The sequence below is a fragment of the Dyadobacter fanqingshengii genome, from assembly GCF_023822005.2.
Classification (GTDB): domain Bacteria; phylum Bacteroidota; class Bacteroidia; order Cytophagales; family Spirosomataceae; genus Dyadobacter; species Dyadobacter fanqingshengii.
On sequence record NZ_CP098806.1, the window covers coordinates 3,927,914 to 3,952,225 of the forward strand.

General features: G+C 44.5%; 21 protein-coding genes. 8 read left to right on the forward strand and 13 right to left on the reverse strand.

What is annotated here, in order from left to right; all coding sequences use genetic code 11:
• Positions 1-6: 6 nt before the first annotated feature.
• The gene (locus NFI81_RS16270) at positions 7-1,359 is read right to left on the reverse strand and encodes a neutral/alkaline non-lysosomal ceramidase N-terminal domain-containing protein (protein WP_234611392.1); all 1,353 of its coding nucleotides are present in this window, start codon (positions 1,357-1,359) and stop codon (positions 7-9) included.
• A 137-nt stretch (positions 1,360-1,496) separates the two neighbouring features.
• Positions 1,497-2,030, reverse strand: coding sequence for a YceI family protein (locus tag NFI81_RS16275; RefSeq protein ID WP_234611391.1), 534 nt, complete (start codon positions 2,028-2,030; stop codon positions 1,497-1,499).
• Between the two features lie 194 nt (positions 2,031-2,224).
• Here NFI81_RS16275 and NFI81_RS16280 point away from each other — a divergent pair, with 194 nt between their 5' ends.
• Positions 2,225-3,034 (forward strand): transglutaminase domain-containing protein, encoded by an 810-nt coding sequence (locus tag NFI81_RS16280; protein WP_234611390.1) that lies wholly within the window; start codon positions 2,225-2,227, stop codon positions 3,032-3,034.
• Between the two features lie 66 nt (positions 3,035-3,100).
• Here the strand turns inward: NFI81_RS16280 and kbl are convergent, their stop codons facing one another.
• Both kbl and NFI81_RS16290 read right to left on the reverse strand, forming a co-directional pair.
• Positions 3,101-4,285 (reverse strand): glycine C-acetyltransferase, encoded by a 1,185-nt coding sequence (gene kbl, locus NFI81_RS16285; protein WP_234611389.1) that lies wholly within the window; start codon positions 4,283-4,285, stop codon positions 3,101-3,103.
• Between the two features lie 34 nt (positions 4,286-4,319).
• Positions 4,320-5,303 carry an NAD-dependent epimerase/dehydratase family protein gene (locus tag NFI81_RS16290; protein WP_234611388.1) on the reverse strand — a complete coding sequence of 328 codons (984 nt, stop codon included), beginning with the start codon at positions 5,301-5,303 and terminating at the stop codon, positions 4,320-4,322.
• A gap of 171 nt (positions 5,304-5,474) precedes the next feature.
• On the opposite strand from NFI81_RS16290, the gene NFI81_RS16295 reads away from it, so the two are divergent.
• Complete coding sequence (locus NFI81_RS16295) at positions 5,475-5,936, forward strand: Lrp/AsnC family transcriptional regulator (RefSeq protein WP_234607792.1); 462 nt, start codon at positions 5,475-5,477, stop codon at positions 5,934-5,936.
• Here NFI81_RS16295 and NFI81_RS16300 read toward each other — a convergent pair whose 3' ends face one another.
• From NFI81_RS16300 to NFI81_RS16315, 4 genes are read right to left on the reverse strand one after another with little or no spacing between them, the layout of a single operon-like run.
• Positions 5,937-8,348: an alpha-2-macroglobulin family protein gene (locus NFI81_RS16300; protein WP_234611387.1), complete on the reverse strand. Its 2,412-nt coding sequence runs from the start codon at positions 8,346-8,348 to the stop codon at positions 5,937-5,939. It lies immediately after the preceding gene.
• Between the two features lie 23 nt (positions 8,349-8,371).
• On the reverse strand, positions 8,372-9,523 hold the full coding sequence (locus NFI81_RS16305) for a DUF4249 domain-containing protein (RefSeq protein ID WP_234611386.1): 1,152 nt from the start codon (positions 9,521-9,523) through the stop codon (positions 8,372-8,374).
• A 1-nt stretch (position 9,524) separates the two neighbouring features.
• The gene (locus NFI81_RS16310; RefSeq protein WP_234611385.1) at positions 9,525-12,296 is read right to left on the reverse strand and encodes a TonB-dependent receptor; all 2,772 of its coding nucleotides are present in this window, start codon (positions 12,294-12,296) and stop codon (positions 9,525-9,527) included.
• On the reverse strand, positions 12,293-13,018 hold the full coding sequence (locus NFI81_RS16315) for a hypothetical protein (RefSeq protein ID WP_234611384.1): 726 nt from the start codon (positions 13,016-13,018) through the stop codon (positions 12,293-12,295). Before NFI81_RS16315 ends, NFI81_RS16310 begins: the two co-directional genes overlap by 4 nt.
• Before the next feature lie 250 nt (positions 13,019-13,268).
• On the opposite strand from NFI81_RS16315, the gene NFI81_RS16320 reads away from it, so the two are divergent.
• Both NFI81_RS16320 and NFI81_RS16325 read left to right on the forward strand, forming a co-directional pair.
• Entirely contained in the window at positions 13,269-14,330 is a 1,062-nt protein-coding gene (locus tag NFI81_RS16320; RefSeq protein ID WP_234611383.1) for an NAD-dependent epimerase/dehydratase family protein, read from the forward strand.
• Between the two features lie 65 nt (positions 14,331-14,395).
• Positions 14,396-15,238, forward strand: coding sequence for a hydroxymethylglutaryl-CoA lyase-like TIM-barrel protein (locus NFI81_RS16325; RefSeq protein WP_234611382.1), 843 nt, complete (start codon positions 14,396-14,398; stop codon positions 15,236-15,238).
• Between the two features lie 4 nt (positions 15,239-15,242).
• Here NFI81_RS16325 and NFI81_RS16330 read toward each other — a convergent pair whose 3' ends face one another.
• Positions 15,243-16,355, reverse strand: coding sequence for a DUF8457 domain-containing protein (locus tag NFI81_RS16330; protein ID WP_234611381.1), 1,113 nt, complete (start codon positions 16,353-16,355; stop codon positions 15,243-15,245).
• A 102-nt stretch (positions 16,356-16,457) separates the two neighbouring features.
• Here NFI81_RS16330 and NFI81_RS16335 point away from each other — a divergent pair, with 102 nt between their 5' ends.
• A complete protein-coding gene (locus tag NFI81_RS16335) occupies positions 16,458-17,045 on the forward strand; it encodes a thymidine kinase (protein ID WP_234611380.1) in 588 nt (195 codons plus the stop codon).
• A complete protein-coding gene (locus tag NFI81_RS16340; protein WP_234611379.1) occupies positions 17,042-17,683 on the forward strand; it encodes an SGNH/GDSL hydrolase family protein in 642 nt (213 codons plus the stop codon). The genes NFI81_RS16335 and NFI81_RS16340 overlap by 4 nt, the downstream gene beginning before the upstream one ends.
• A gap of 69 nt (positions 17,684-17,752) precedes the next feature.
• Here the strand turns inward: NFI81_RS16340 and NFI81_RS16345 are convergent, their stop codons facing one another.
• Positions 17,753-18,847, reverse strand: a complete 1,095-nt coding sequence (locus NFI81_RS16345) for a chorismate mutase (protein ID WP_234611378.1) — start codon at positions 18,845-18,847, stop codon at positions 17,753-17,755.
• A 189-nt stretch (positions 18,848-19,036) separates the two neighbouring features.
• Here NFI81_RS16345 and NFI81_RS16350 point away from each other — a divergent pair, with 189 nt between their 5' ends.
• Complete coding sequence (locus NFI81_RS16350; protein WP_234611377.1) at positions 19,037-20,239, forward strand: proline dehydrogenase family protein; 1,203 nt, start codon at positions 19,037-19,039, stop codon at positions 20,237-20,239.
• A 51-nt stretch (positions 20,240-20,290) separates the two neighbouring features.
• Positions 20,291-21,094, forward strand: coding sequence for a lipoprotein signal peptidase (locus tag NFI81_RS16355; protein WP_234611376.1), 804 nt, complete (start codon positions 20,291-20,293; stop codon positions 21,092-21,094).
• 31 nt (positions 21,095-21,125) lie between these two features.
• Here the strand turns inward: NFI81_RS16355 and NFI81_RS16360 are convergent, their stop codons facing one another.
• The 3 genes from NFI81_RS16360 to NFI81_RS16370 all read right to left on the reverse strand — a co-directional run bounded on the left by NFI81_RS16360 (position 21,126) and on the right by NFI81_RS16370 (position 24,286).
• On the reverse strand, positions 21,126-22,724 hold the full coding sequence (locus NFI81_RS16360) for a hypothetical protein (protein ID WP_234611375.1): 1,599 nt from the start codon (positions 22,722-22,724) through the stop codon (positions 21,126-21,128).
• Positions 22,725-22,980: 256 nt separating this feature from the next.
• Positions 22,981-23,655 carry an OmpH/Skp family outer membrane protein gene (locus NFI81_RS16365; RefSeq protein ID WP_234611374.1) on the reverse strand — a complete coding sequence of 225 codons (675 nt, stop codon included), beginning with the start codon at positions 23,653-23,655 and terminating at the stop codon, positions 22,981-22,983.
• A 7-nt stretch (positions 23,656-23,662) separates the two neighbouring features.
• On the reverse strand, positions 23,663-24,286 hold the full coding sequence (locus tag NFI81_RS16370; RefSeq protein WP_234611373.1) for an OmpH/Skp family outer membrane protein: 624 nt from the start codon (positions 24,284-24,286) through the stop codon (positions 23,663-23,665).
• Positions 24,287-24,312 lie beyond the last annotated feature (26 nt).

Consider the following 24,312-nt stretch of genomic DNA (forward strand, 5'->3'; position numbering starts at 1 on the left):
GATAGTTTAGGATAATTTATCAATAATGTCTTTGATCACCTCTTGCAGATAAGCGCCATTGTACGGGCCATACCAGCTCATGGTTTTGGTTTCGTAAAGGTCTTTATCAAAATATTTGTCGTGCGTAATGTAGCCGATATAACCACCATTAAAGCTGGTAACCAGCAAGTTAATCCCTTTTGTCTTGGCATATGCATCCAATCCTGCAACCAGTTCGCCAGAAAAGTCACAAGGCATCCCGACCATGAGAATATTACCGATCCGTAACGCTTTTACAAACACCGGATATTCTCCAAAAGCCTTTTTAAATGCCCAGGAACGCAGGTTAATGTTCATCGTCAGTCGCGGCGACGGATCGCGCAGCGGCAATGGCAATGTAATCGCCTGCAAGGTGGCGCCTTTTGATTTCATCTTTAATGCAGAGTCGGATAGCAGTGCTTTTTGCACCCCATAGGCCTGATTTTTAACCTCGTCAAAATCATCAGCACCTTTCTCAATCGGCCCCATGCTGCCCACGGCGCCGGCCATGTACATTGCAAAATCGTATCGTCCTTTTTCAAGTGAATCCACGAGCATGCCGGGATAGTCTCTGGACAGCACAATGTTTTTGGAATTCAAAACCGTTGAATGCGCGGCATAGGAGCTTAAAATTGCCTTTTTACCACTTTTTGTAACGAATGCAGCCGAACGGATCTCGGGATCAATCTCGCCTTCTCCACCTACCAGCCTGTTTCGGATGTCAACAGTGTCAATCGCTTCCATATAAGTCAGGTCAACCGGTTCCAGCTTTGCTTTTGCCAGCACAATGGCCTGAAAAATGGCATCCGCAAGCCGCTCCACCGTTGCCGGATCATATTTTCCTGAAAAGAATAACGACGAAATGCCTGTTCCCCAACCACCTACACTGTTATGGCTATGCGTTGCGCCAAAAAAGACCTGATCAAACGGAATTTCCTTTTCCGTAAGCCGCGATTGCAACAGTTTGATCACCGTCGGCGGCACAATAAGCAAGTCCGCAGCAATGATCGCGGCCTGGGTTTCACCATTGTCAATCACCATGGCCCTCACGTAAACTGAATCGTGGACGGCAGTGTACAACTTGCCCCGCCGGTTGCCATAACCCGCTGTGGGTGTGGGCGATGCGGGTGTAATGTTGACTTTCGCCCAACCTGCCTGTAACTGCCCTATTGAGCCGGAAGTGTCCTTTTTAACATTGCTGACCAGTCTTTTCCATTGTCCGTAATAAGGCATTTCTTTATAAGGTGTGTTGTCCATGGTCGTGATCATGGTAGCAATGACCAGCAACAAGACTAAGACGATCACGCCAATGATGCGCAGGAAAATTCGAAGGAATCTCATTTAAACCAAATTGGGAGGTTAGGTTGCCAATATGCAAAAGGAATAACGCATTGTTTTATCCTCATTATAAAAAAACCCGACATTCCGTTTACGGCTGATGTCGGGCATTATCCGGACAGACCGGGCAAATATTGCGTTTAGGATTCTTTAACCAATTGAATGTTGGCAATCAGTTTTACATCTTCGCCGATCACCAGACCACCGGAATCTGTCAATTGCATATAATTAAGTCCAAATTCCTGACGGCTTATCCTGCCTTCGACTTCAAAACCGATCCTCAGTTTCCCGTCTGCATCGCGCTCCGCGCCGCCATATTCTGCGTCGAGCTCGATGGGTTTTGTGATTCCTTTTAATGTAAGCAAACCCGAAAGTTTGTAGTTATCGCCCTTCACTTTATGAAAATAATTAGACTGAAAAGTAATATGCGGAAACTGCTCGGCATCGAAAAAATCTGCGGACTTTAAATGTGCGTCACGCATATCGACTTTGGTATCGATACTGCTCACGTCGAGGGAGAAGTGAATTTCAGCATTTTCAAAATTGTTCAGATCCGACGTGGCGCCACCTTCGAAGTTATTAAAGGAACCCGTAATGGTAGAGATCACTAAATGCTTGATTTTGAACTGAACTTCTGAATGCACGGGGTCTACAATCCATTTTGTAACTGACATAGGCGAAAAATTTAAATGCTGTAAAAGCCGGTCTTGCGTCCGGTGTTAACCTAAAATTAATATTCCTGACTTACAAACGTCCATTAAAATGTTTTAATTCAGACCGTAATGGATGTTTGTCCCAAATAATGGCACGTAATTTTTAACTAACTCGTTGTCATAACATTTACCAAATATATTAAATCGACTCATACATGAAAATGAAGGGAAGAAGCATATTCACGTATGACGTGTATGCACCCACCACTGTAACGACTATGTTACGCCCCCGCCGTCAAGAAGGTCAGTCCATCATTCAGGAAGGTTTTAACATTGAGCCATCCGTTCCCTTTTCAGAATATACCGACATATATGGCAATCCGTGCCAGCGGACCGTTTTACCAGTTGGCAAGGTAACCATTACCACAGAAGTTCAGGCGCAAGTGAGTGCGACCAAGTCCATTCCCAACCCGCCGCCAACATTTATGCTTGTGGGCGACCTGCCCGACGAGGTTATGCATTACATTCTGCCAAGTCGTTACTGTGAGTCAGATTTGCACGAAATAAATATGCTTGTTATGAACATTGCAGGCAATCTGACGCCAGGTTATGCGCAGGTTGAGGCGATACGGACGTGGATTCATCAAAATGTTAAATATCAATACGGTGTAACCGATTCCAGCACGACAGCACTCGATGTTGCCCGTAGCCGGATTGGCGTATGCCGCGACTTTACGCACCTGGCCATTGCATTATGCCGCAATCTTTGCATTCCGGCAAGAATGACGGTTGGCTATCTTGACAGACTGAAAGTAATGGACCTGCACGCCTGGTTTGACGTTTATATCGGCGGCCAATGGTACACATTTGATGCCGTGCAGGAAAAAACAGGTGGATATAGAATTGAGATCGCTCACGGCCGTGACGCTGCTGACGTGGCTATGGTTACGCAATATGGCAATGCCACGCTGCAATCATTGCATGTGGAGACAGAGCTTTTAGAGGCGGAACAGACTAATTCGTAATTTAACGAGTCATTTGTCACACTGAGCGTACCGGGCCGCCGGGCCGCTCAGTGTGACAATGTTTTATTAAATAACACCAAGCTCTTTCCCAACTTTCGTAAACGCCTCGACGGCTTTCTCTAAATGCGCTTGCTCGTGGCCGGCGGAAATTTGTACGCGGATGCGGGCTTTGCCCTGTGGCACAACGGGATAAAAGAACCCGATCACATAAATGCCTTCTTCCAACAATTTAGAAGCAAATTCCTGCGCAAGTTTCGCGTCATAAAGCATGATCGGAACAATGGGATGCTCTCCCGGCAAAATATCGAATCCAGCATCCGTCATTTCTTTCCGGAAATAAGCCGTGTTTTTTTCCAGCTTATCACGCAATGCGGTGGAGGAAGAAAGCAGATCCAACACTTTGATAGACGCTCCGACAATGGACGGCGCAAGCGTGTTTGAGAAAAGATATGGTCTTGAACGCTGGCGCAGGATTTCAACAATTTCCTTTTTGGCAGCTGTAAAACCGCCCGAGGCGCCTCCTAATGCCTTTCCGTAAGTGCCCGTGATAATGTCAATGCGGCCCATTACATTCCGGAATTCGTGTGATCCGCGACCGGTTTTTCCCATGAAGCCGGATGCATGACATTCATCGATCATGACCATAGCATTGTTTGCTTCGGCCAGGTCGCAGATTTTGTCAAGCTGTGCGATGGTTCCGTCCATCGAAAACACACCGTCTGTAACAATCAGGATACGGCGGCTTCCCGCGGCATCTTTGAGTTGCTGTTCCAGATCCGCCATATCATTGTGCTTGTAACGAAAACGTTTCGCTTTGCACAGCCTGATGCCGTCTATTAATGAAGCGTGATTCAATTCGTCGGAAATAATGGCGTCTTTTTCATTCAATAACGGCTCAAAAACGCCACCGTTCGCGTCAAAAGCTGCTGCGTAGAGGATGCAATCCTCCATGCCCAGGAACGCGGCTGTTTTGCTTTCCAGTTCTTTGTGAATGTCCTGTGTTCCGCAAATAAACCGAACAGATGACATACCAAATCCGTGGGTATTAATGGCTTCAATCCCGGCCTTAATCACCTCAGGGTGAGATGAAAGACCCAGATAATTGTTAGCACAAAAGTTCAGCACATCCTTTCCGTCCGTCGCGATCTGAGCCGCCTGCGGAGTTGTGATAATCCTTTCTTTTTTATATAGACCGGCCGCTTTAATGGCTTCCAGTTCCTCGTGCAGTTCTTCCTGAATGGTTGCGTTCATGAAATGGATATTTAATGTTGATAGTAATTGCTTTTCAGCTTTTTACGGATTGATATTTCTTCTTCAATTCAATGATCATTTCTTCCGTCATTTTATCCAGATTATAAGCCGGACGCCATCCCCAGTCTTTTCTGGCCTGCATATCATCAATTTGTGCCGGCCAGGATTCTGCGATTTTCTGGCGGAAATCGGGCTTGTAAGTAATGTTAAAGTCGGGAATTATCTTGCGGATGCTGGCGGCCACTTCTTCCGGGGAAAAACTGATCCCGGCCAGGTTGTAACTCGTTCGCACGGATATTTTATCTTTTGGCGCTTCCATTAACCTTACCGTCGCGTCCATGGCATCGCTGATATAGATCATGGGAAGTGTTGTGCCCGCTTCCAGGAAACATTCAAATGCTTCGCCTTGGACGGCCTTATGGTAAATATCAACAGCATAGTCGGTCGTCCCGCCGCCCGGCATAGACTGGTAACCAATAATGCCCGGATATCGGAGCGACCGAATGTCCATTCCATATCTCTGGAAATAATAATTAGACCAGTTTTCACCCGCCGCCTTGCTAATCCCGTAAACCGTTGCCGGATCAAGATAAGACCACTGTTCTGCCTTTGTATCCACATTATCGCCGAAAACCGCAATTGAACTCGGATAAAAAACCTTCGCTACTTGATTTTCACGCGCTGCTTCCAGCACATTGAAATAAGTTTGCATGTTGATATGCCAGGTTTTTAAAGGTTCCTGCTCGCCTTTCGCGGACAGGATTGCGGCCAGGTGGTAAATCTGCGTAACCTTGTATTTTTTGACCAATGCAGCCAAAGCATTGCCATCAGTCGCATCCAGTTTTTCAAAAAGGCCTGTTTCGTGCGGCGGCACCCGGTGCGGCGGCACCTGATGCTCCGGCAGCCTGATATCCGACGCAATCACTTTTTCCACCCCGTAAATTTCTCTTAAATACTCAACCAGCACCGAACCGATTTGTCCATTCGCACCGATCACCAATATGCATTCTGATTTCATGACAAGCCTGTTTTAATAAAGCATTAATCACTTGCAATTTCCCTTATTCGGATAATATTTTCAATCTTTACGTCGATTGACAGGAAATGTTCCTGCACTATTTGATATTTAAAGAAAATATTACTTTTAAACCTAGTTCAGCATATTGCTTACAGTAAATATTATTGCACCATGGAACAGTTGGATAAAATTGATACCAAGATCCTGCGGATTTTGCAAAAAGACGCAAAAAAGACAACGAAGGAAATTGCCACAATGCTAAACCTGACGGTCTCACCAATTTATGAAAGGATCCGAAGGCTGGAAAGTCTGGGTTATATCAAACAATACGTGGCAATCCTGGATAAAAAGCTCATTAACCGACAGGTTACAACGATCTGCCAGGTTTCGATGCGTTACCATAATGAGGCATTTATTGAAAAATTCGAGCAGGAAATTCAGAATTTACAGGAAGTCCAGGAATGTTATCATATGGCTGGACAGGTTGATTTTTTACTGAAAATCAATGTCGCAAGCCTGGACGATTATCACGATTTCGTGAAATACAAACTGTCTAAAATCGACAATATTGGTGTTTTAAACAGCACTTTTGTGCTTAAAGAGATCAAGCACACGTCGGAATTTTACATTTGATCATAGGCTGCTCTTGCCCACATTGAAAGAAAGCGTCCTACTTCCTGAAACGCCCGATGGTGTAATTCCCTGGATAACAACCTGATAATGTCCGGTTTGATCGGATGTGTAGAAGTCCAGGTTTGCTTTCCCGGAAGCATCAGTTGTGATGTTAGGCGCCCAATGCAGCAGGTTGCGAAAATCCGGGATGCGACTTTCCGCATTGCCTTTGTCATATCTTGGCGAATAAAATTCCCGCTGAACCTGCAAGCCTTCATATGGCATCACCGTCACTTTGGGGTCCAGCTCGTAACCAGCGAGGTCGTTGCGATAAGTTGAAAAGCTCACAATCCCGGTAAAAGTCATCGGTCCGAGGAAGTAGCGTGAGCTTAAAACTTCGACTTTTTTAACTTTCAGAGGATCCATTTCCATGATCTTATCCGTGTTGAAAACCGGGATCCCATCCAGCAGGATCAGTGGATCGGTGGTGTAGAATGTGTTGGGAAGCAGCTTATCCACCAACCGGAAATGAAACTCTTTTTGTCTTTTCCTGACCAGCACGCCGCGGACATATTCTCTTAAAACCTCTTCCATTGTGGGGAAACGGGTAAAATCATCCAGAAAATATTTTTCGTCCGGCACGCCAAAAAATGCGACCGAATCGGCTAACGTCGCTTTCCGCTCAGTCAAAACCGGTGGAAGGAATACATTTGCTGTCTGCATGTTAATAGTCCGGTTCAGCAGCTGGTTTTCCCAGGTTTTGCTGAAAACAAACGGAGCGACTGGCCGTGTTGCAAACTGTTTTACAAAGGGGCTGGCAATTTCAATGCGATACGTGGAATCCACATTCAGGTTGGTTTGCAATGTGATCTCCTTCGGCCCGTTAAATTTCCTTACTTCATACATTACATTCCCTTTCTGATCGCTCTGGGAAACATACAGGCGTGCCGGAACGTCCAGTGCGGCCAGATAAGTGTCAATGCCTTTCGCTGGCGCGCCGTCCGATTTGTTGACCACCTTTCCCTGGATAAAATGTCCGTCGAACTCAGGGAGAAACTCAAAGGGAGCAGCCTGACTTACAAAAACATTTTCCCACTTAAACCTGCGCCAGCCGTGCGTGAGCATCAAGTTGTCCAGTTGCCGGTCCGTATCTGCATTCACATTAGCAAAATAATATTCAGGGGATTCCACGCTGCCTTTCAAATCCGATGAAAGCCACAAATGGCTGGTAATGTCTGTTTGGGATTGTGTGACAATGGAGTCGGTGAGGTAAATCGCCACCGACAGATTCGACATTTCGGACGCCGAAGCGACGGCCGCCGATGCGACTGCCGCAGAAATATCCATATTTACCTTTTCCCTCGTTACGAATGCATTTTTGATTGTCGCCTCAATAGCAAGCTGCTTCGATGGCCGTTTAAAATAAAGTCGTTCGCAAAGCGGTTTTAGCTTCTCATTAAAGATCGTAATGTGCGAAATGCCTTCACCCAGCTGCGATTTCTCCAGCGTAAAAACGGCCTTATTATTTTTCAAATATTTCTTATCAGCGAGTACATTATGCTGCCGGGTATGGCTCATTAAGTAAACCGGCACAGGCTCGTCGCTGACGACCGCCGCAGTAACCGTGATTTTCAACAAGCTACTCGTTGAATCTTTTAGCTGCATGACGTAACCCTGCTCTTCTGTTTTGGGCAATGGAAATGTATACGATTGTCCCTTGCTATCCTTGATTACAGCATTATAAGTGGCCCCAGGTTCAGGTTTTAGTGCAAAAAAGCCTATTCCATTTTTTTCAGGCTGGAATTTCGCAATGCTTTCATTCTGACTGTTTACAATTTCCCCTGTGAAATTCACGCCATTACCGTCCTTCCCGATGGCCCTGAAGCCCACTTTGCTTTCAATGCCTTTAACCAAATATCCACCTTCGGGAAAGAATTGAACATCATATTTTTCAGCTTCCTTAGCCAACCTGTCCGGATCAAAACGTACGAATGGATTGACAATAGAAATAGAAGATTCAAAAAAATATTCAGGACCGTAATTCTTCATCCAGTTGGTATAGCAGCGCACTTTGTAATTTCCGCTAGCAATTGTAGAAGGGATCAGTAAGGAGCCATTTCCTTTACCATCAGCCAATGCGAATTTGGTTTGGATCAATACATTGTTTTCAGCATCAAGCACTTCCAGATAAGCTACTTTACTCACATCCAGAAATTGGTGCGAAGCTGCATTCAGGTTATATGCCTTGAACCAGATCGTTTCGCCTATCAGATACAACGGGCGATCAAGATGAACGTACATCTTTTCCTGCAATGCTCTTTCGGTATAAATCCCAAATCGCTGCTGTATTGATTTCACCATGGCATCGTCCTGCGCGTATGCGGACAAAGCGGCGCAGAGCAACATACAGCAATAGAATAAAGTCCTTTTCATAAGATTATATGATCATTGAAATATCAATCCCAAAAAGATGGCCTGGTAGTTGTCCCACCTTGCGCCCGGCAATCCGCACAGTCTTCGGAAGAGCTTAAAATAAAAGTTTTGCCCGCCGCGTCCATATATGTGTTCAGCAACACGCCGAAAGAAGTGTACGCATCGGCCGGCTCGAGTGTATCGGGCGGAATGCATGTGGGATAACGGCCCAGCGCCGGCGTAAGGAAAATACGCTGTTTCTCTTCGGTAACTGCACTGAAATATCCAAAAACGAGCTCCTTGGCATCTTTCACATTCTTAATGTTGCCCGTAACCTGCGATGGTTGCGGATCAAAAAGGCTTCCCGTCCCTTGTGTTGTTTTCGCGAGATCGGTCCAGTATTCAAATGCTTCCCGCGACAATGCATACTGCCTTACCAGAATGCTGTATTTGAAAAATAGTTTGTTCGTGGAAATGTCGATGATATTGACCGGTAAGTCTTTTATAATATCCTGATTCAGTTTTATTGTCGAGCCTAACTTGATATCCTTCGATTCCAGCGTTGTCCAGCAGGTATTAACGTTGTCGCGCCGGACAACAATTGACTCTGTTTCAAGGTCACGCTCGAGTCCGGAAAAAAATGCTGATCTGTATTCAAAAGTCTCTTCAAATCTCCACCGGTAAAACCTCGTATTGTTTGTTGCATCGTGCGTATTCACATAAATGAGCATTGCATTCCGGTTGGGATCCAGCTTACTGGTAAGGCTGTCGATCGGCGGCGTTTTGGTTACGACCACGTATTCCGATAAATATTCACTGCCATTCGACCGCCTGATATGCAGGCGATATTTGGTGGTCATATTAAAATTCACAGGCGGCAAAATATAAACTCCGTTGCCCCGCTCTTCAAAATTATACGTTTCACCACTTTCCGCCTCCGCTGATATCCGCGCGCCGCCTTCCATAATGGGTCGGGTATCATCATTCGTATTTTGCGTGTTTCGCAATGTAATCCTGCTGGTGTCGCTGCCCACATTCAAGAACCCGTCCACGACCAGGAAGCTCTCGGGATTATTTACTTCCGGCGGGGAAAACGGCTCTATACAACCGTACACAATCAGGAACACGGCCAGAAAAACAATTGCCTGATAACCCCAATGCATTTTTTTTACAGGAAACCATTTCCGTGTACCCATATTAAAATCTAAAATTATAAGTGATGGTCGGAATAGGTTGTCCAAAAATAGAAAGCTGATAACCGTTGACTTTCCCGCCAACAGTCTGGAAATAGACCGAAGTCGGGTTTTTCCTGCCTAATACGTTATACACCGCCAGCGTCCACGAGCTGTGCGCAAGTTTTTTAATTCTGTGATTGCCCTCAATGTTCAGGGAAACATCCGTACGATAATAATCCGGGATCCTGAACTGGTTCCTGTCTGCATAATAAACCCTTTGCGAGCCGTCAATCATATATTTCCCGATCGGCGGCGTGTAAGGACGACCGGTGCTGTATGTGAAATTGAATGACAGGCTAAAACGGTGCGAGAACCGGTAATTGGAAATCAATGTAAAATCGTGCGGCTTGTCGTAATTGCTTGGGTAATAGTTGCCGTCATTAGGTGCATCCGGTGATTCCCGGTCAATGGCGCGCAGCAATGTTCGGGCGTAGGTGTAACCGAGCCAGCCGTTTAGCTTTCCGGTCATTTTTTTGATCATAAATTCAATTCCGTAAGCTTTGGCTTTCGTGTTCAGCACAGCTGCTTCGATATTATGGTTCATGATCAGCGAATCGCCGCCTTTGTAATCCAGGAAGTTCTGAATGTTCTTATAATAACCTTCCAATGAAACTTCCACCTTATTTCCTCTGAAATTCCTGTATAGACCCACCGAAATCTGATCACCGATCTGTGGCTTCACATAATTGTCGCTCAGCTTCCAGATATCCGTTGGCGAAACGGTCATGGTGTTGGTCAGTAAGTGAATGTATTGACGCAATGTGTTGTAACTTACTTTCAGTGAGAGGTTATCAAAGACACTGTAACGGATGGAAGCACGGTATTCCGGCCCTCCATAGGACTTGATCTTCTTGCCGGAGCCGTATTCTTTTACGCCATTCTGATAAATGTATTCAATAGGAAGCCCGGGAACATAAGTGTTGACATTTCTTGGACCCAGATATTGATAAAAAGAGTAACGAAGCCCTGCCGTGATCGACAGCCTTGGATTTACCTCAAATTTATCTTCAATATAAATGGCACTCTCCGTGCCTTGCTCCGGTTCCAGCTCATCCGGCACAATCAGCGACTCAGGTCCTTTTGGCTGGAACGATCCGGGATGCAGTTTGTAATAAATTGTGCTTAAACCAAAGTCTAATGTGTGTTTGGGATGCAAAACATAGCTCAGGTCGGCCTTAAAATTGGACTGGTTAATGTCAAATTTCAGATCAAATGAATTAAGCGGCAAGCCGGCAGCGCCCATGGCATATTGGTATTTCGTGTGGGCCGCTGTAAAAACACTGTACAATCTGTTATTAAATGTGTGCTTCCATTTCAGGGAGCCCAGTTGGTTTTGATATGTATAAAGTGTGTCTCCGTAAAGCCTGAAACGGTCGTCGCTGATGTAGCCGGTGAGAAATAAGCTGTTTTTTTCATTGATCTCGTGGCTAATGTGCAAGTTCACATCGTAGAAGGACGCCGAGCTCTTGTTGTAATTTTCGTTATCCAGTGTCTTGATAAGCCAGCTCGAATAAGTGGAACGGCCGCCCAGCAAAAAGGATGTTTTATCTTTAACCAATGGCCCTTCCAATGTTAACCGGCCGGTGATCAGGCCAATTCCGCCCGACGCCATAAATTTCTTCTTGTTGCCATCGCGGCTGCTAATGTCCAGCACGGATGCCAACCTTCCGCCGAATTTGGCGGGGATTGTGCTTTTGTAAAGCTCTACGTCTTTTAATACATCCGGATTAAATGCCGAGAAAAACCCGAACAGGTGAGAAGGATTGTAAATAACCGCATCGTTATATTGGATCAAATTCTGGTCTGTGGAACCGCCACGCACATTTAAGCCCGTGCTATTTTCGCCTACTGACTTGATACCCGGCAATGTAAGCACCGTACGAAGCAAATCGGTCTCGCCAAACACCGTAGGAACTTGTTTCAGGTTTTTAATGGTCAGCTTAACCGTTCCCATCTGCGTTCCGACCACGTTTTTGTCCATCCCGGCCTTCACCGAAACTTCCTTCAATGCGATTACGCTTTCACGCATCTCAATGTCCAGCTTGCCGTCCGAATAAAGCATTACCTGGCGTTGCGTTTCGCGCATTCCTGTGCTCTTTATACGTACGATTTGCCTCCCGCGTGGGATCGTAAGCGCATATAAGCCCAGCGCATCCGTAGTAACCCCAATCGAAGGCGAAGCAATGAAAACCGCCGCGCCAATGACAGGCTCACCCGTCACAGCATTACGCACGTAGCCGGTAATCGTCGAGTTTCCCGGCGTTATGCGGTGTTTTTTAATCCCTATCTCGTGTAATTTGCTTTCCGCGGTGGATAGCAGCCTTTCTTTCGCATCATTTTCCGGACCGGAGTAAGCGATAGTCCCGTTATCTCCCGCCAGGTCCGGCTCAAAAAGGCCGGGCACAAGCTGCGTAATGATCCGCTGGCCCTGGGTAATGTAAATTCGTTTTTGCGCATCAATAGCATATTCGAATTCCGAACCTTTGAAAACCTGATCCAGCACATCGCGGATCGCAAGATCTTTTACATCGAGATCGAGCGTGAGGCTGTCGAATTTGGAAGCGTCATAATAAAAGTAATAGCCAGTCTGACTTTCGACCTGCTTTACAAAGTCATTGAAGCGCGCTGAGTCGAGGCGCATCGTTATTTTCTTTTCCGGTGTAGTTTGTGCAAAAGCATCCCCGGAAAACAAAACAACACTGATTAAGATAAAAAAGGGTAAAAGTATCTTCATGGTCTGGCTAGTTTGTCGTAGGTTTCGACAATGGTCACAATAGCAACTTCACGGTTCTTTCTGTACTTGATTTTCTGATCTTTGAGCACTTTCCGCAATTCCTTTTTGTATTCCGGAAACAAGTTAAATGCTGATTTCTTGGAACTTACGCCATGGTAGCGGTCGCCTTTTCTGATGAAGAAATTATTTTTCTGCGGATATAGCGCAATGACCATTTTATCCACGATTTTTTCCTGCCGCTGTTTCACCCTTCTGACAATCGTCCTGGTTTTGCCATTGTACAAAACATCGTAAAAACCGGTGCGCATTTGTTCGTTAATGTCCTTACCCGCTTCCAGCCGCTCGAAAGTGTGATTGTCTACATAAAAATAATCTACCTTTTCAGATTGCAGGAGAATGTGATCGCCGTTGAAATGCTTGATAATGACCTCGTCTTTGAAGATATCGTAGAGCATAGGAATGCTGTCGAAGCGCTGACCGTCGTACATAAGCACACCATTATGCCATTTTCTGAACTCAAAAAACTGGTGCTCTTCCGACCGGTTGTCGTAAACGTAATATTGCCGCCCATTGTACAAGTTCTGAGACTGGCTCGTGGCCGCTTTGTACATGGATACTGGATATGCAGTTTCTTTTGAATGCTCAGTTGCAGCAATGGTTTGGCCAAATGACCTGAGCGCAAGACAGAAAAAAAAGAAAATAGCGAGAGTACAAATACGCATGTATCGCGAGGTTTTTTATTAGTTACGAAGGTTTGTTATTTGCTTGTTGCAGCAGCGATTACGTATTTAAAGATGTGAACATAAGTTACATACTTCATTCCAAAATTATTTAAATTAATTAGAATATTTAAATTAAACATAACAAGTTTTAAATATAAATATTCTTGGCATACTTAACCGTTCTTCTGGAATCTCCTAACTTTGGAAACAGTTTACATCCACACTTTATGCTTACTTACAAAATCACTTTATGAAAATTTTAATTACCGGAGGCGCCGGTTTCGTAGGCTCCGCATTAGCCATAAACCTCAAAATCAATTACCCTGATTATCAGGTTTTTGCACTGGATAACCTCAAACGCAGAGGCTCCGAACTGAATTTGAGCAGACTGAAAACCCACGGCGTGGAATTCGTGCATGGCGATATCAGGAATAAGGAGGATTTTGACTCGGTACCCGCAGTGGATGTGGTGATAGAAGCTTCTGCTGAGCCTTCTGTTCTGGCTGGTTTGGATGGCACACCCGATTATCTGATTAATACAAATCTGGTTGGGACCATTAACTGCCTTAATTATGCATTAAAACACAAGGCTGGCTTTATATTTCTTTCTACAAGTCGGGTTTATCCGATCAAGACCATTGAGACATTAAACTTTGTTGAAGAGCCTACGCGTTTTGCACTGTCGGACGAGCAGCCGGTTGCTGGTGTTTCTTCCAAGGGAATTGCGGAAGATTTCCCGCTGAATGGCGCGCGTTCTTTATATGGAACTACCAAACTGGCTTCTGAGCTGATCATTCAGGAATATAATGAGTTTTATAATTTAAAAACCGTTATCAACCGTTGCGGCGTAATTACCGGTCCATGGCAAATGGGCAAGGTGGATCAGGGCGTGATGGTGCTTTGGATCGCGAAGCATTATTTTGAACAACAACTGGGTTACTTCGGATACGGCGGAACAGGTAAGCAGATCCGCGACATGCTACACGTGGCCGATCTTTACCGACTGATCGACTGGCAGTTGCATAACCTTGAAAAAGTAAATGGTGAGATCCTGAATGCAGGAGGCGGATTGGAAAGCAGCGCTTCTTTGCAGGAACTGACGAAAATCTGTCAGGAAGTTACCGGAAAAACGATCCCAATTAAAGTGGTGCCTGAAAACCGTACCGCCGATATCAGGCTTTATGTAACGGACAACACCAAAGTGACAGCGCTCACAGGCTGGAAACCGGAAATTGGCATCCGCCAGATTGTTGAAGACATTGCAGCCTGGTTGAAAGAAAATGAAAAAGATCTCGCACCGATATTGAAATAATGATTGAATGAGCGGGCGCCGCTGCGCCCGCTCATTCAATCATTCACTAACTCAATCATTCAAAATTGAAACTAATCGAATGTCCCCGTGATGCCTGGCAAGGTGTTCATTCTTTTATCCCCACCGAAAAAAAGGCTGCTTACATTAATCAGCTGCTCAAAGTTGGTTTCGACACCATTGATTTTGGGAGTTTTGTTTCTCCGAAAGCCATGCCGCAGGTGAGCGATACGGCTGAGTTGATCGGACAGTTGGACATTTCGGATTCATCCACCAAATTACTCGCCATCGTTGCCAACGATCGGGGCGCAGCCGATGCTTGCCAGTTTCCCCAGATCACCGACATTGGTTATCCTTTTTCTATTTCTGAAACATTCCAGATACGCAATGCTAATTCAACGATTTCAGAATCACTGGAAAGAGTGAAACGGATTGCAGCAATGGCGGCCGAACACGGCAAAGATCTTGTTATTTACATTTCAATGGGTTTTGGGAATCCATATGGCGATGCCTGGAATGCGGAAATTGTTTTTGAAAACATTGAAAAACTGGCTGGTTTTGGCATTAAGACGTTTTCACTCGCAGACACAGTTGGCGTGGCAAAAGAAGAAGACATTCATGCTGTATTTTCCCGAATGCTCACATTAAGACCGGATCTTGAATTTGGCGCGCATTTTCATACGACTCCCGATAATTGGAAAGGAAAGGTTTCAGCGGCATATGAAGCAGGTTGCCGCAGATTTGATGGTGCAATATTAGGTTACGGCGGCTGTCCGATGGCGCAGGACGAGCTTGTAGGAAATATGGCAACCGAAAATCTGGTGACGTTCGCAAAATACAAGAAGGAACTGCTCACTCTGGATTTGCAGGCTTTACAAAACGCGCGTGAGCAGTTCCTTCAATTAATATAAATGCTTATTGGCCTGTAAATTTGCGTTTTACAATGGATAACAATGCAGTAACCACTTCTCCATTCACATCCCAAGCATATTTAGACGCATAACGGTGCCAGATCAGATTCTGCGCTTCTTCAAAACTTTTTACCATGTCAAGCTCATAAACAGCTTTATCAAAATGCTCGCTGTTTTTGTCAAAAAGCTGGTTGACAAACATAAAGCGCTGTCCCAATGGAATAGAAGCTGCAATGCTCTCTACTTTTACCGGAACGCTTCCGTATGACTTGTCTTCGTCATGCTTTGGAAGTTCAACCTTATAACGGTTATTAAGCGATTCTTTTTCTGTTGAGCTGGTTTTTGCTATTATTTCGCCAATGACTGCGGAAGCCGGTTCTGCACGAGGCGGTGCAGGTTTAGCGGGCGTATCTAATTCGGTAAAGGCTGAATCAAAAAACGATCTTGACTCATTTCTGCCGCTTGTCGAAGTTGTCTTGCCACTTTCAGAAATTCTGAGATCGGACAAATTCAACGGAAAAATTTCGGAGAACTGCAGCAGGTAAGGATCCAAATCATCGATCAGGTCTGGATTCCCTTTCAATTCATATAACCAGCTCACAGCCTGCGTCTGATACACCGAGTCCGAACCGCTGTCGGTAAGTCGGCCTAACATTGCCTCGGCTAATCCGCGGTGAATGTGGGTGTATTTTACGAGATGCTCGGCTTTTTCATGCGTAAATTCCGCATCCTGCTTTTCCCTTATTTTATCCTCCAGATAGCTTTCAGGCGCAAGCAATAATTTCAGGGCATCTTTCACCGAATCTGACAAAAGTGGTTCAAGATCGGCGCGTTTCACGGCAATGTGTTGAGAAGCCGTGTTCATAAAATCTTCCAGCGCCTGTTTAACCTCCTCATTATCAAAATCAAAGTAAGGACTGCGAAATTGCTGTGCATTGGTTTTCCAGGCTTCAAATAACCTGTTTAAAATCCCAAGGTTAACTTGCCTTACAGGCGTGAGCTTCAATAATCCGGCTCCGGAGATTGTATCCTGGCCTTTGTACACCTCATTTAAAATAGTCGTGGTGAACCTGGCAGCGTATTGGTTGAGTGCAATTGAATTCAAATTATCCGGCATAACGAATAAGAGCTTTTGATAACGGCTGTGTTTAAAAAAAATGTGCTTGATTTGTAAAGATAAAGAAATTTGCCTTTTCAGCAGTCCAGTATTCCGTCAAACATGTTCATAGAACCGTCGCATAGGAAAGAAAATCAGAATCCCAGAATCGGCTGGATCGAAGTGATCTGTGGATCAATGTTTTCCGGAAAGACGGAGGAACTGATCCGCAGACTGAACCGCGCTAAAATAGCCCGGCAACGGATACAAATTTTCAAACCTGCGTTGGATAAACGCTATCACGACGAGAACATTGTTTCACATAACGACAATTCGATCCGCTCCATTCCTGTTCAGACGTCCATCGAAATCATAGATCTGGCCGAAGATTGCGAGGTGGTCGGGCTGGATGAAGCGCAGTTTTTTGATGAAAAAATTGTGGAAGTATGCACATTACTGGCAGATTCGGGTAAGCGGGTGATCGTGGCAGGGCTTGATATGGATTATATGGGCAGACCATTTGGCTGCATGCCGCAATTAATGGCCATTGCCGAATTTGTAACCAAAGTTCACGCCATATGTATGGTCTGCGGGGAAGTGGCTTCACACTCCTACCGACTTTCTCCGTCCAACGAGCGCGTTTTATTGGGTGAAACCGATCTTTACGAGGCGCGATGCCGTCGCTGCTTTAATTTGGGCGAACAAATATGAAAAGCAGGAGCTGGCTTGTTGCGTCCATAGCGCTTAACGCGTTCCTAATCATTTCAATCTGCATTTTCGCCTATATTTATCGTGACAAGATCATGCAGAGATTTGTGGCCATAAAGGGGAACCCAACCATTGTCATGTACGGCAACTCTATCACTGCGCAGGGAAAATGGACCGCATTATTGGATCGCACGGATGTGATGAATATCGGCCTGCCGGGCATGAACACCTATCATTTCCTGCAATTGCTGCCATCACACGTCATTGACCTCCATCCAAAGATATGCTTTGTAAAAGGCGGCATCAATGATATTATTGTCGGCGTTTCTCAGGAACGAATGCAGGCTTACTATGGAGCGATTTTGGATAAAATTTTAGAAAACAAAATAATCCCCGTTGTCACGCTGACTGTCTACGAGCAAAATGACCCCATCAGCAAAATGGAAGTGGATACATTAAACGCTTTCCTGATCAAGTATTGCCGGCAACGCAATGTCGATTACATTAACTTGAATCATTTCATTTCAGATTCAACAGGCCTAAAAGCTGAGTATGCCGTCGACAAGACACATTTAAATGAGCATGCTTACGAGATTTGGGCGAGGGAAATCAAGAAAGTGCTTGAAAAGAAAGGAATTTGAAATAAATGCTTAAACACAAAAACGGCTGCTTCTTGCGAGGCAGCCGTTTTTGCTATGCTATATTAAATCCTAAACATTCACCTGGTTCATCACCTCAGTTTGTTTGCGGATCGATTCCATGTGAACAAGTTTGAAAAGCTCGTCAACAAGGTTCGGATACAAATTCATGCTTTTGCCCCATCCTGCACGTGTTTCCAAAACTTCGCGGAAACGGTCAACCTGGTAAGCGGCAACATTATTATCGCGTTTGTATTCAGCCAATTTCTCAACCAAAGCCATACGATTTGCCAATGTTTCAAGCATTTCACGGTCCAGGTTATCAATTTTGCTACGGATAATTTCCAATTGAGATTGGTAATCACTGCCGTAAGACTCTTTACGAACGTGCAGATCGTGCAACATTTGTCCAAGCGCCGCTGGTGTCAACTGCTGTGCAGCATCAGACCATGCCTTGTCTGGCTCACGGTGAGATTCGATGATCAGACCATCATAGTGCAAATCCAAGGCACGTTGTGCCAATTCATATAAGTAAGCACGTTTTCCTGCCATGTGGCTTGGATCACCGATAACCGGCAACTCAGGGAAAAGTGTTTTTAATTCGATAGCAATGTTCCACATTGGGGAGTTACGGAACTTCGTTTCCTGTGCATTAGAAAATCCGCGGTGGATAGCACCCAGTTTCCTCACGCCAGCCTGGTTCAAACGCTCCAAAGCACCAATCCACAATTGCAGATCCGGGTTTACAGGGTTTTTTACCAAAACAGGAACATCAATGCCTTTCAATGCATCCGCAAGTTCCTGAACATTGAATGGGTTCACAGTTGTACGCGCCCCGATCCAAAGGATATCCACACCATATTTCAATGCTAATTCGATGTGCTGAGGGTTTGCAACCTCAACAGCAACGGGCATTCCGGTTTGTTTCTTTACTTCCTGTAACCAGGGTAAAGCAGCTTCTCCCATGCCTTCAAAACTTCCTGGACGAGTCCTCGGTTTCCAAATTCCCGCACGGATTACGTGCGCAAATCCTTCCTCTTTGATCTGGATTGCGGTTTCTAACATTTGTTCCTCGGTCTCTGCGCTGCAAGGTCCGGCGATTACCAAAGGCTTACCTTCGGTATTGATCCAACTGCTTAACGGAAGGATATCTAAAGAAGCATTCATATTCAAAAACTTGTCCTTAATAAATAATGATAATTGTAATATTTTGATCCGGCGTTATGCGTATTTCTGGGATTGACGTACATTTGATATCACATAAGTCAATCAACTTCTTAATGCGTACTACTTTCTTCCAGTGATTTTAAGCAAATACATTAAATTTTCACTCAGGAAAAACGTATAAATAAAAAAATGGCATATCCTTCTCCAAAAGACGAAATACCTGTATTTTTTGAAGATACTTCCGTAGCATTTGCATCAAAATCCGACGCTAAACTGCGGAAAACTTACTGGTTATTCAACCTCATGAATCAGGCTCGAGTGGTAAATTTAGGCACTTTTTTTATAAAGCTTGCACTAAAACTTCACTTACCTATAAAAAATGTTATCCGGCTTACCATTTTTGAACAATTCTGTGGCGGTGAGACGATTAGGGATTGCGACCCAACCATTTCATTACTCGGCCAGTCGGGCATTGGAACCATCCTGGATTACTCTGTTGAAGGCGAAGATAACGAAGCAAGCTTCGACGCTACAACGAACGAAATACTCAAGACCATTGACAAGGCGGCGTCCTCTAAAACAATTCCATTCTCCGTATTTAAAGTGACGGGCGTTGCTTCGGCCGATTTGCTTGAAAAAATCCAGCGCAATGAGGAGCTTACCAGTGATGAAGAGGCTTCCTATGCACGCATTCAGGAGCGTGTGGAAAGATTGTGCAAGCACGCGCATGATCAGAATGTACGGATTTTTGTTGACGCGGAAGAAAGCTGGATCCAGGGGATTATTGATGATCTCACTTATCAGATGATGCAAAAGTTCAACCGGGAAAGAGCCATTGTCTACAACACTTACCAACTTTACAGGCACGAAACGCTGGAAGCATTTAAAACTGCTTATCTGACTGCCAGGCAAAGAGGTTATTTCCTTGGTGGAAAGCTTGTTAGGGGTGCTTATATGGAAAAAGAGAGGCTGCGGGCAAGGGAAAACGAATATTTCAATCCGATCCACGTTTCAAAAGACGCAACAGATCAGGATTATAACCTGGCCATCGATTTCAGCCTGGAACACATTGAGCATATTTCCATTTGTCTCGGCACCCACAATGAATACAGCTCGCAATATTGTGCCGCCAAGATGAAGAAACTGAGCCTGAGCCATAATGATGACCGGATCTGGTTTGCGCAATTGCTGGGAATGAGCGACAACATTTCTTTCAATCTGGCAAAGGCAGGATACAATGTCGCCAAATATGTTCCTTATGGCCCGATTGATGCGGTTTTGCCGTATTTGATCCGTCGCGCTGAGGAGAATACGTCTATTGCAGGACAAAGCAGCAGGGAGTTTCTGCTGGTAAAAAGTGAATTGAAAAGAAGGGGAATCGGTTCTTTATAAGTAACTTATTACTTTCGCATTCTTGAAAATTGTCAATTGTTTTAAAAACGAATGAATCAATCCCGAAATCCAACACCATATTTAGTTTTCAGTTTTTTGCTAATTGTCCTGGATCAGCTTTCCAAATTCCTGGTCTATAAATATATGGAGCCTGGCTTTTCCGGCCAGATCCCATTGATAGGGAATTGGTTAAAACTACATTATGTGCTTAATCCGGGTATGGCTTTCGGGATGCAGCTGGGACACGAATATGGCAAGCTGTTCCTGACATTGTTCCGCCTCGTGGCCATGTGCGCCATCGGCTGGTATCTGATTCATCTGGCACGTTCCGGTGCTTCTAAAGGCTTGCTCTGGGCGCTTGCTATGATCCTTGCCGGAGCGGTTGGTAATGTTATTGACAGTACATTTTATGGTGTTTTGTTGAAGAACGCACCTTACGGCTCTCCTACTCCATGGTTTCACGGACAAGTTATTGACATGATCTTTGTTGATTTCTGGGAAGGTTTTATCCCTGATTGGGTGCCGGTTTGGGGAGGGCAATATTATTCAACACCAATTTTTAACATTGCCGATTCGTGCATTTTCATTGGTGTTTGCAGCATACTTATATTCCAGGGAAGCTTCCATGCAGATCATAAAGACGAGGATCACAATGCTGTGGCGCACACCAACGATCTCGAACAAACCAACGATCCTGAGCATATCGCCGAATCAACCGATAATATCTCCGGTTCTGATCATTACGGCGTAACCGAAAGCCCGGGTAATCATTCGGAAAGCTCACCCGACGAGCCCGAAGCCATTCCTTCCAGCCCGGTTAAGTTGGAAGATGACGAAACGAAAAAAGAGAGCTAAGCTCTCTTTTTTCGTTTGATATATCTTGACTTTAATTCTCGTCTTTTGTCAGCGGCACAAAGTCTTTAAATGCTTTCTTCAGAGCTGTGTCTGTGGCCTCTTTCTTATTCTCCCAGTTCGCATCCAATTCCAATGCTACCAAGCCGCTAAGGTTCATTAGGGATTTGAATTCATCGAGTTTACGAATAAAATCCGGCGTCCTGCGCGCTGATTTCTGGGCATATTCCCTTGCAAAAACATCCCCTTTATTTTGCAGTTCATTCTTCTTCTGCAAAACGTAATTAAAACGATCGAGCAAACCATTCGTCGATTTTCCGATCACTTCGGTGGCCTCTAATGTTCCGACTGTTGCAACCGTTGTTCCGCCAATGGTGGTAATGTAGCCGCGCGTCTTAGGATCACTTTGTGTAAACTGCGGTGCAAGACCTGTTGTTGCCCCTAACGATGCATTCAGCAATGATCTGCTCCTTTTTCCACGTTTGGCCTTTGAGTATGCCTTTTTGAGATAAATTTCTTTCTCCTGCATTTGTTCCAAAAGTCCCCATGCATTCACTAATGCACCTTTGTATAACCCGTAAACATAGGCGTCGCGCAAGCTTTCATCAACCGTGTTCTTAATAACAAACCTTATGGTTTTCTCCTTTTTATTCTGCGCCTTATCCATCACATAAAAAATGATGTTAAACGAAAGCGTGTCGAAAGGGTCTTTCACAAAATCATATCCCGGCTCCCAGATAAACTCGTAGCTCGTTGGAGCGTTCTTCACCAATGCTTCCTTGGGCACATTCTTATTTTCGGATATGAAGGCAAATGTGGATATGTCATCCTCTCCATTCGGATCGGACAATGCAAAACGTAAATTGATACGGTTGTTTTCTGCACTTCTTACAGTTGAAACCTGCGGAACGATTGTAAAGTCCGGCGCAAGGTCCATTTGGGTTATATTTAATCTTAATCTCCCTTTTGTTCGTTCTTTGGAGGGCTGATCTTCCACATAGAACTCAACATATTTTGGCGACTCCTTTAAAATATTGAATTGCTTGGTCGAAGGTTCCCAGGCAATCTCTCCCGCTGAACTCAACCGCATTCCTTCCGGCATCTCCTCTAAAATCGGAATAAAAACAATCGGGTCGCCATCGGGATCCCGCACAGAATTCATGTCGATCTGATACGTGTTCTGTGTTTTGTATTGAATGTAAAAAGGCTTTAATTCATCGACCTGCGGAGGCCGGTTTACATGTATTACTTTAAATACAACTTCACGCGAAGCGCTTTCGCCCGTTTTGGTTAAGGCTTCAAAAACTACGGGAAACGACTTTGAGGTGTTGATACGATCGGCAATGTCATAGCTGGGGGTCCAGACAAAATGTCCCAGCGAGTCGAACCTCATATCTTTAACCAGTCCCGAGGAAATATTATATCGAACAGAATCACTTCTTCCACCTCTGGTTTGCAAGTGAAAATTTATCTCTTTGCCTTCCAGTAACACATTCCATTCTGACTCATTAGGGAAAACAATTTGTAAGGGGCCGGTTGCAGAACTCTTCATATTATCCTGCCCCTGCGCCTTTGAAAATAAGAAAACGGCTGTCAGAAGTATCAGTATTTTATGAATATGCTTTGTAATCATAACTTCTAAAATATAATTAATTCCATGTGTCGAGAAACCCTTTGAGTCTAACGCAAAACTAACAAATACTATATAGAAAAGCGTTTTGAATAATTTTAAAAATGATATTTGAAAAACAAAGCGTCTTGAAACAGGCCGTTTTTGGACATTTCAAATAATAGTGCGTAAGGAAAGCGTTGGCCGCGTTAAATACAAATACCGGAGGGAGCCATTTTAAAGACTGCCCTCCGGTATTTTAAGTTCAATTAAGCTGCTACTATTTTTTCTTTGGAGCTGCTGTTGCAGGCGTAGTCGCAGGTGCCGCAGTTCCTGTTTTCGCAGGCGCTGTTACCGGTGCTGCTGTCCCTGGTTTCGCTGCCGCAGGAGCTGCCGCTTCGATTTTGTCAGGATCTACACCTAATTTTCTTAGGATGAGGTTTGTTGCATTGTTGTCCTCAGAAGCTGCGAACAAGATGATCGGCGTTGTTCCTGCGCCTGCATCCATATTCAGGATGTAAAGGAACCCACTTTCTTTTCCAACTTCCTGGATCGCGTTGTTAACCTTCGTCAAAATTGGTTCAAGCAATTGTTGTTGCTTGGTTTGCAAAGATGTCTGTGCATTGTTTTGCATTTCCTGAATTCTGGTTTGCAGGTTTTGCAATTCTTTTTCTTTATCTGCACGGATGACATCAGTCATATTTGCACCATTCTTCTGATAAGCTTCATACTTCTCCTGCGCCTCCTTATAAGTTTCTCCTAATGCTTTATCCAACTGAGCCTTGGTAACTTCAAGCTGGTTCTGCATCACTTTACTTTCTGGTAACTTGCCAATTATATAATCAACATTGGTATAACCGATTTTAGTAAGTCCGCTTGCAGGGGTAGTTTGCGCTAACAGAGGGGTTGTAATAATGGTCATCACGACCAAAAAAGCTATCAATTTTTGTTTCATTGCTTTGTTACTTAAGTTTACTGTTTGTACTTTTTTGTTTTGGTGAGTTTTCTGTCGGCGCCTGAACTGGCGGCTGTTCTAATTTGCCTACTTTATCGCCAGCTGCTGCTTTTGTTTTTGTATCAATGCCCAGTTCCTCCATCACGTAATCCGAATAATCGTGCTTGGGATTCGTATAAAGCATGCCTACATCGCTTGACTTGTCAAACATAAAATCCAGCCTGCGCTGGCTGCAAACTTTGGTAACTGCTCTCTGTACTTTTTCAAGAACAGGTTTCATCAGTTCTTTCTTTTTCTGAAAAAGAAGCCCTTCCATTCCAAAGATCTTACTATTATATTCTCCGGCTTCAAGCTCTTTCTCCTTTATCTCACTCTGTCGTTTCCTCTTCAAGTCTTCGGTAAGCAGGATTTCTTCTGCCATATATGCACGTTGCATACGATCTATTTCCGAAAACTTGTCCTGTATTTCTTTGGCCCACTTTTCGGAAAACTTCTTCATCTCCGTTTGTGCCAACTGATATTCAGGCATCTTACTGGTAATGAATTCCATGTCTGTGTAACCAATCTTCTGCGCCCATGACGCTGATCCACATAGAATTGACAAAACTAGTAAAATAAAAAACTTCTTCATGCCAGGGAGCTAATAATTTGCAAACT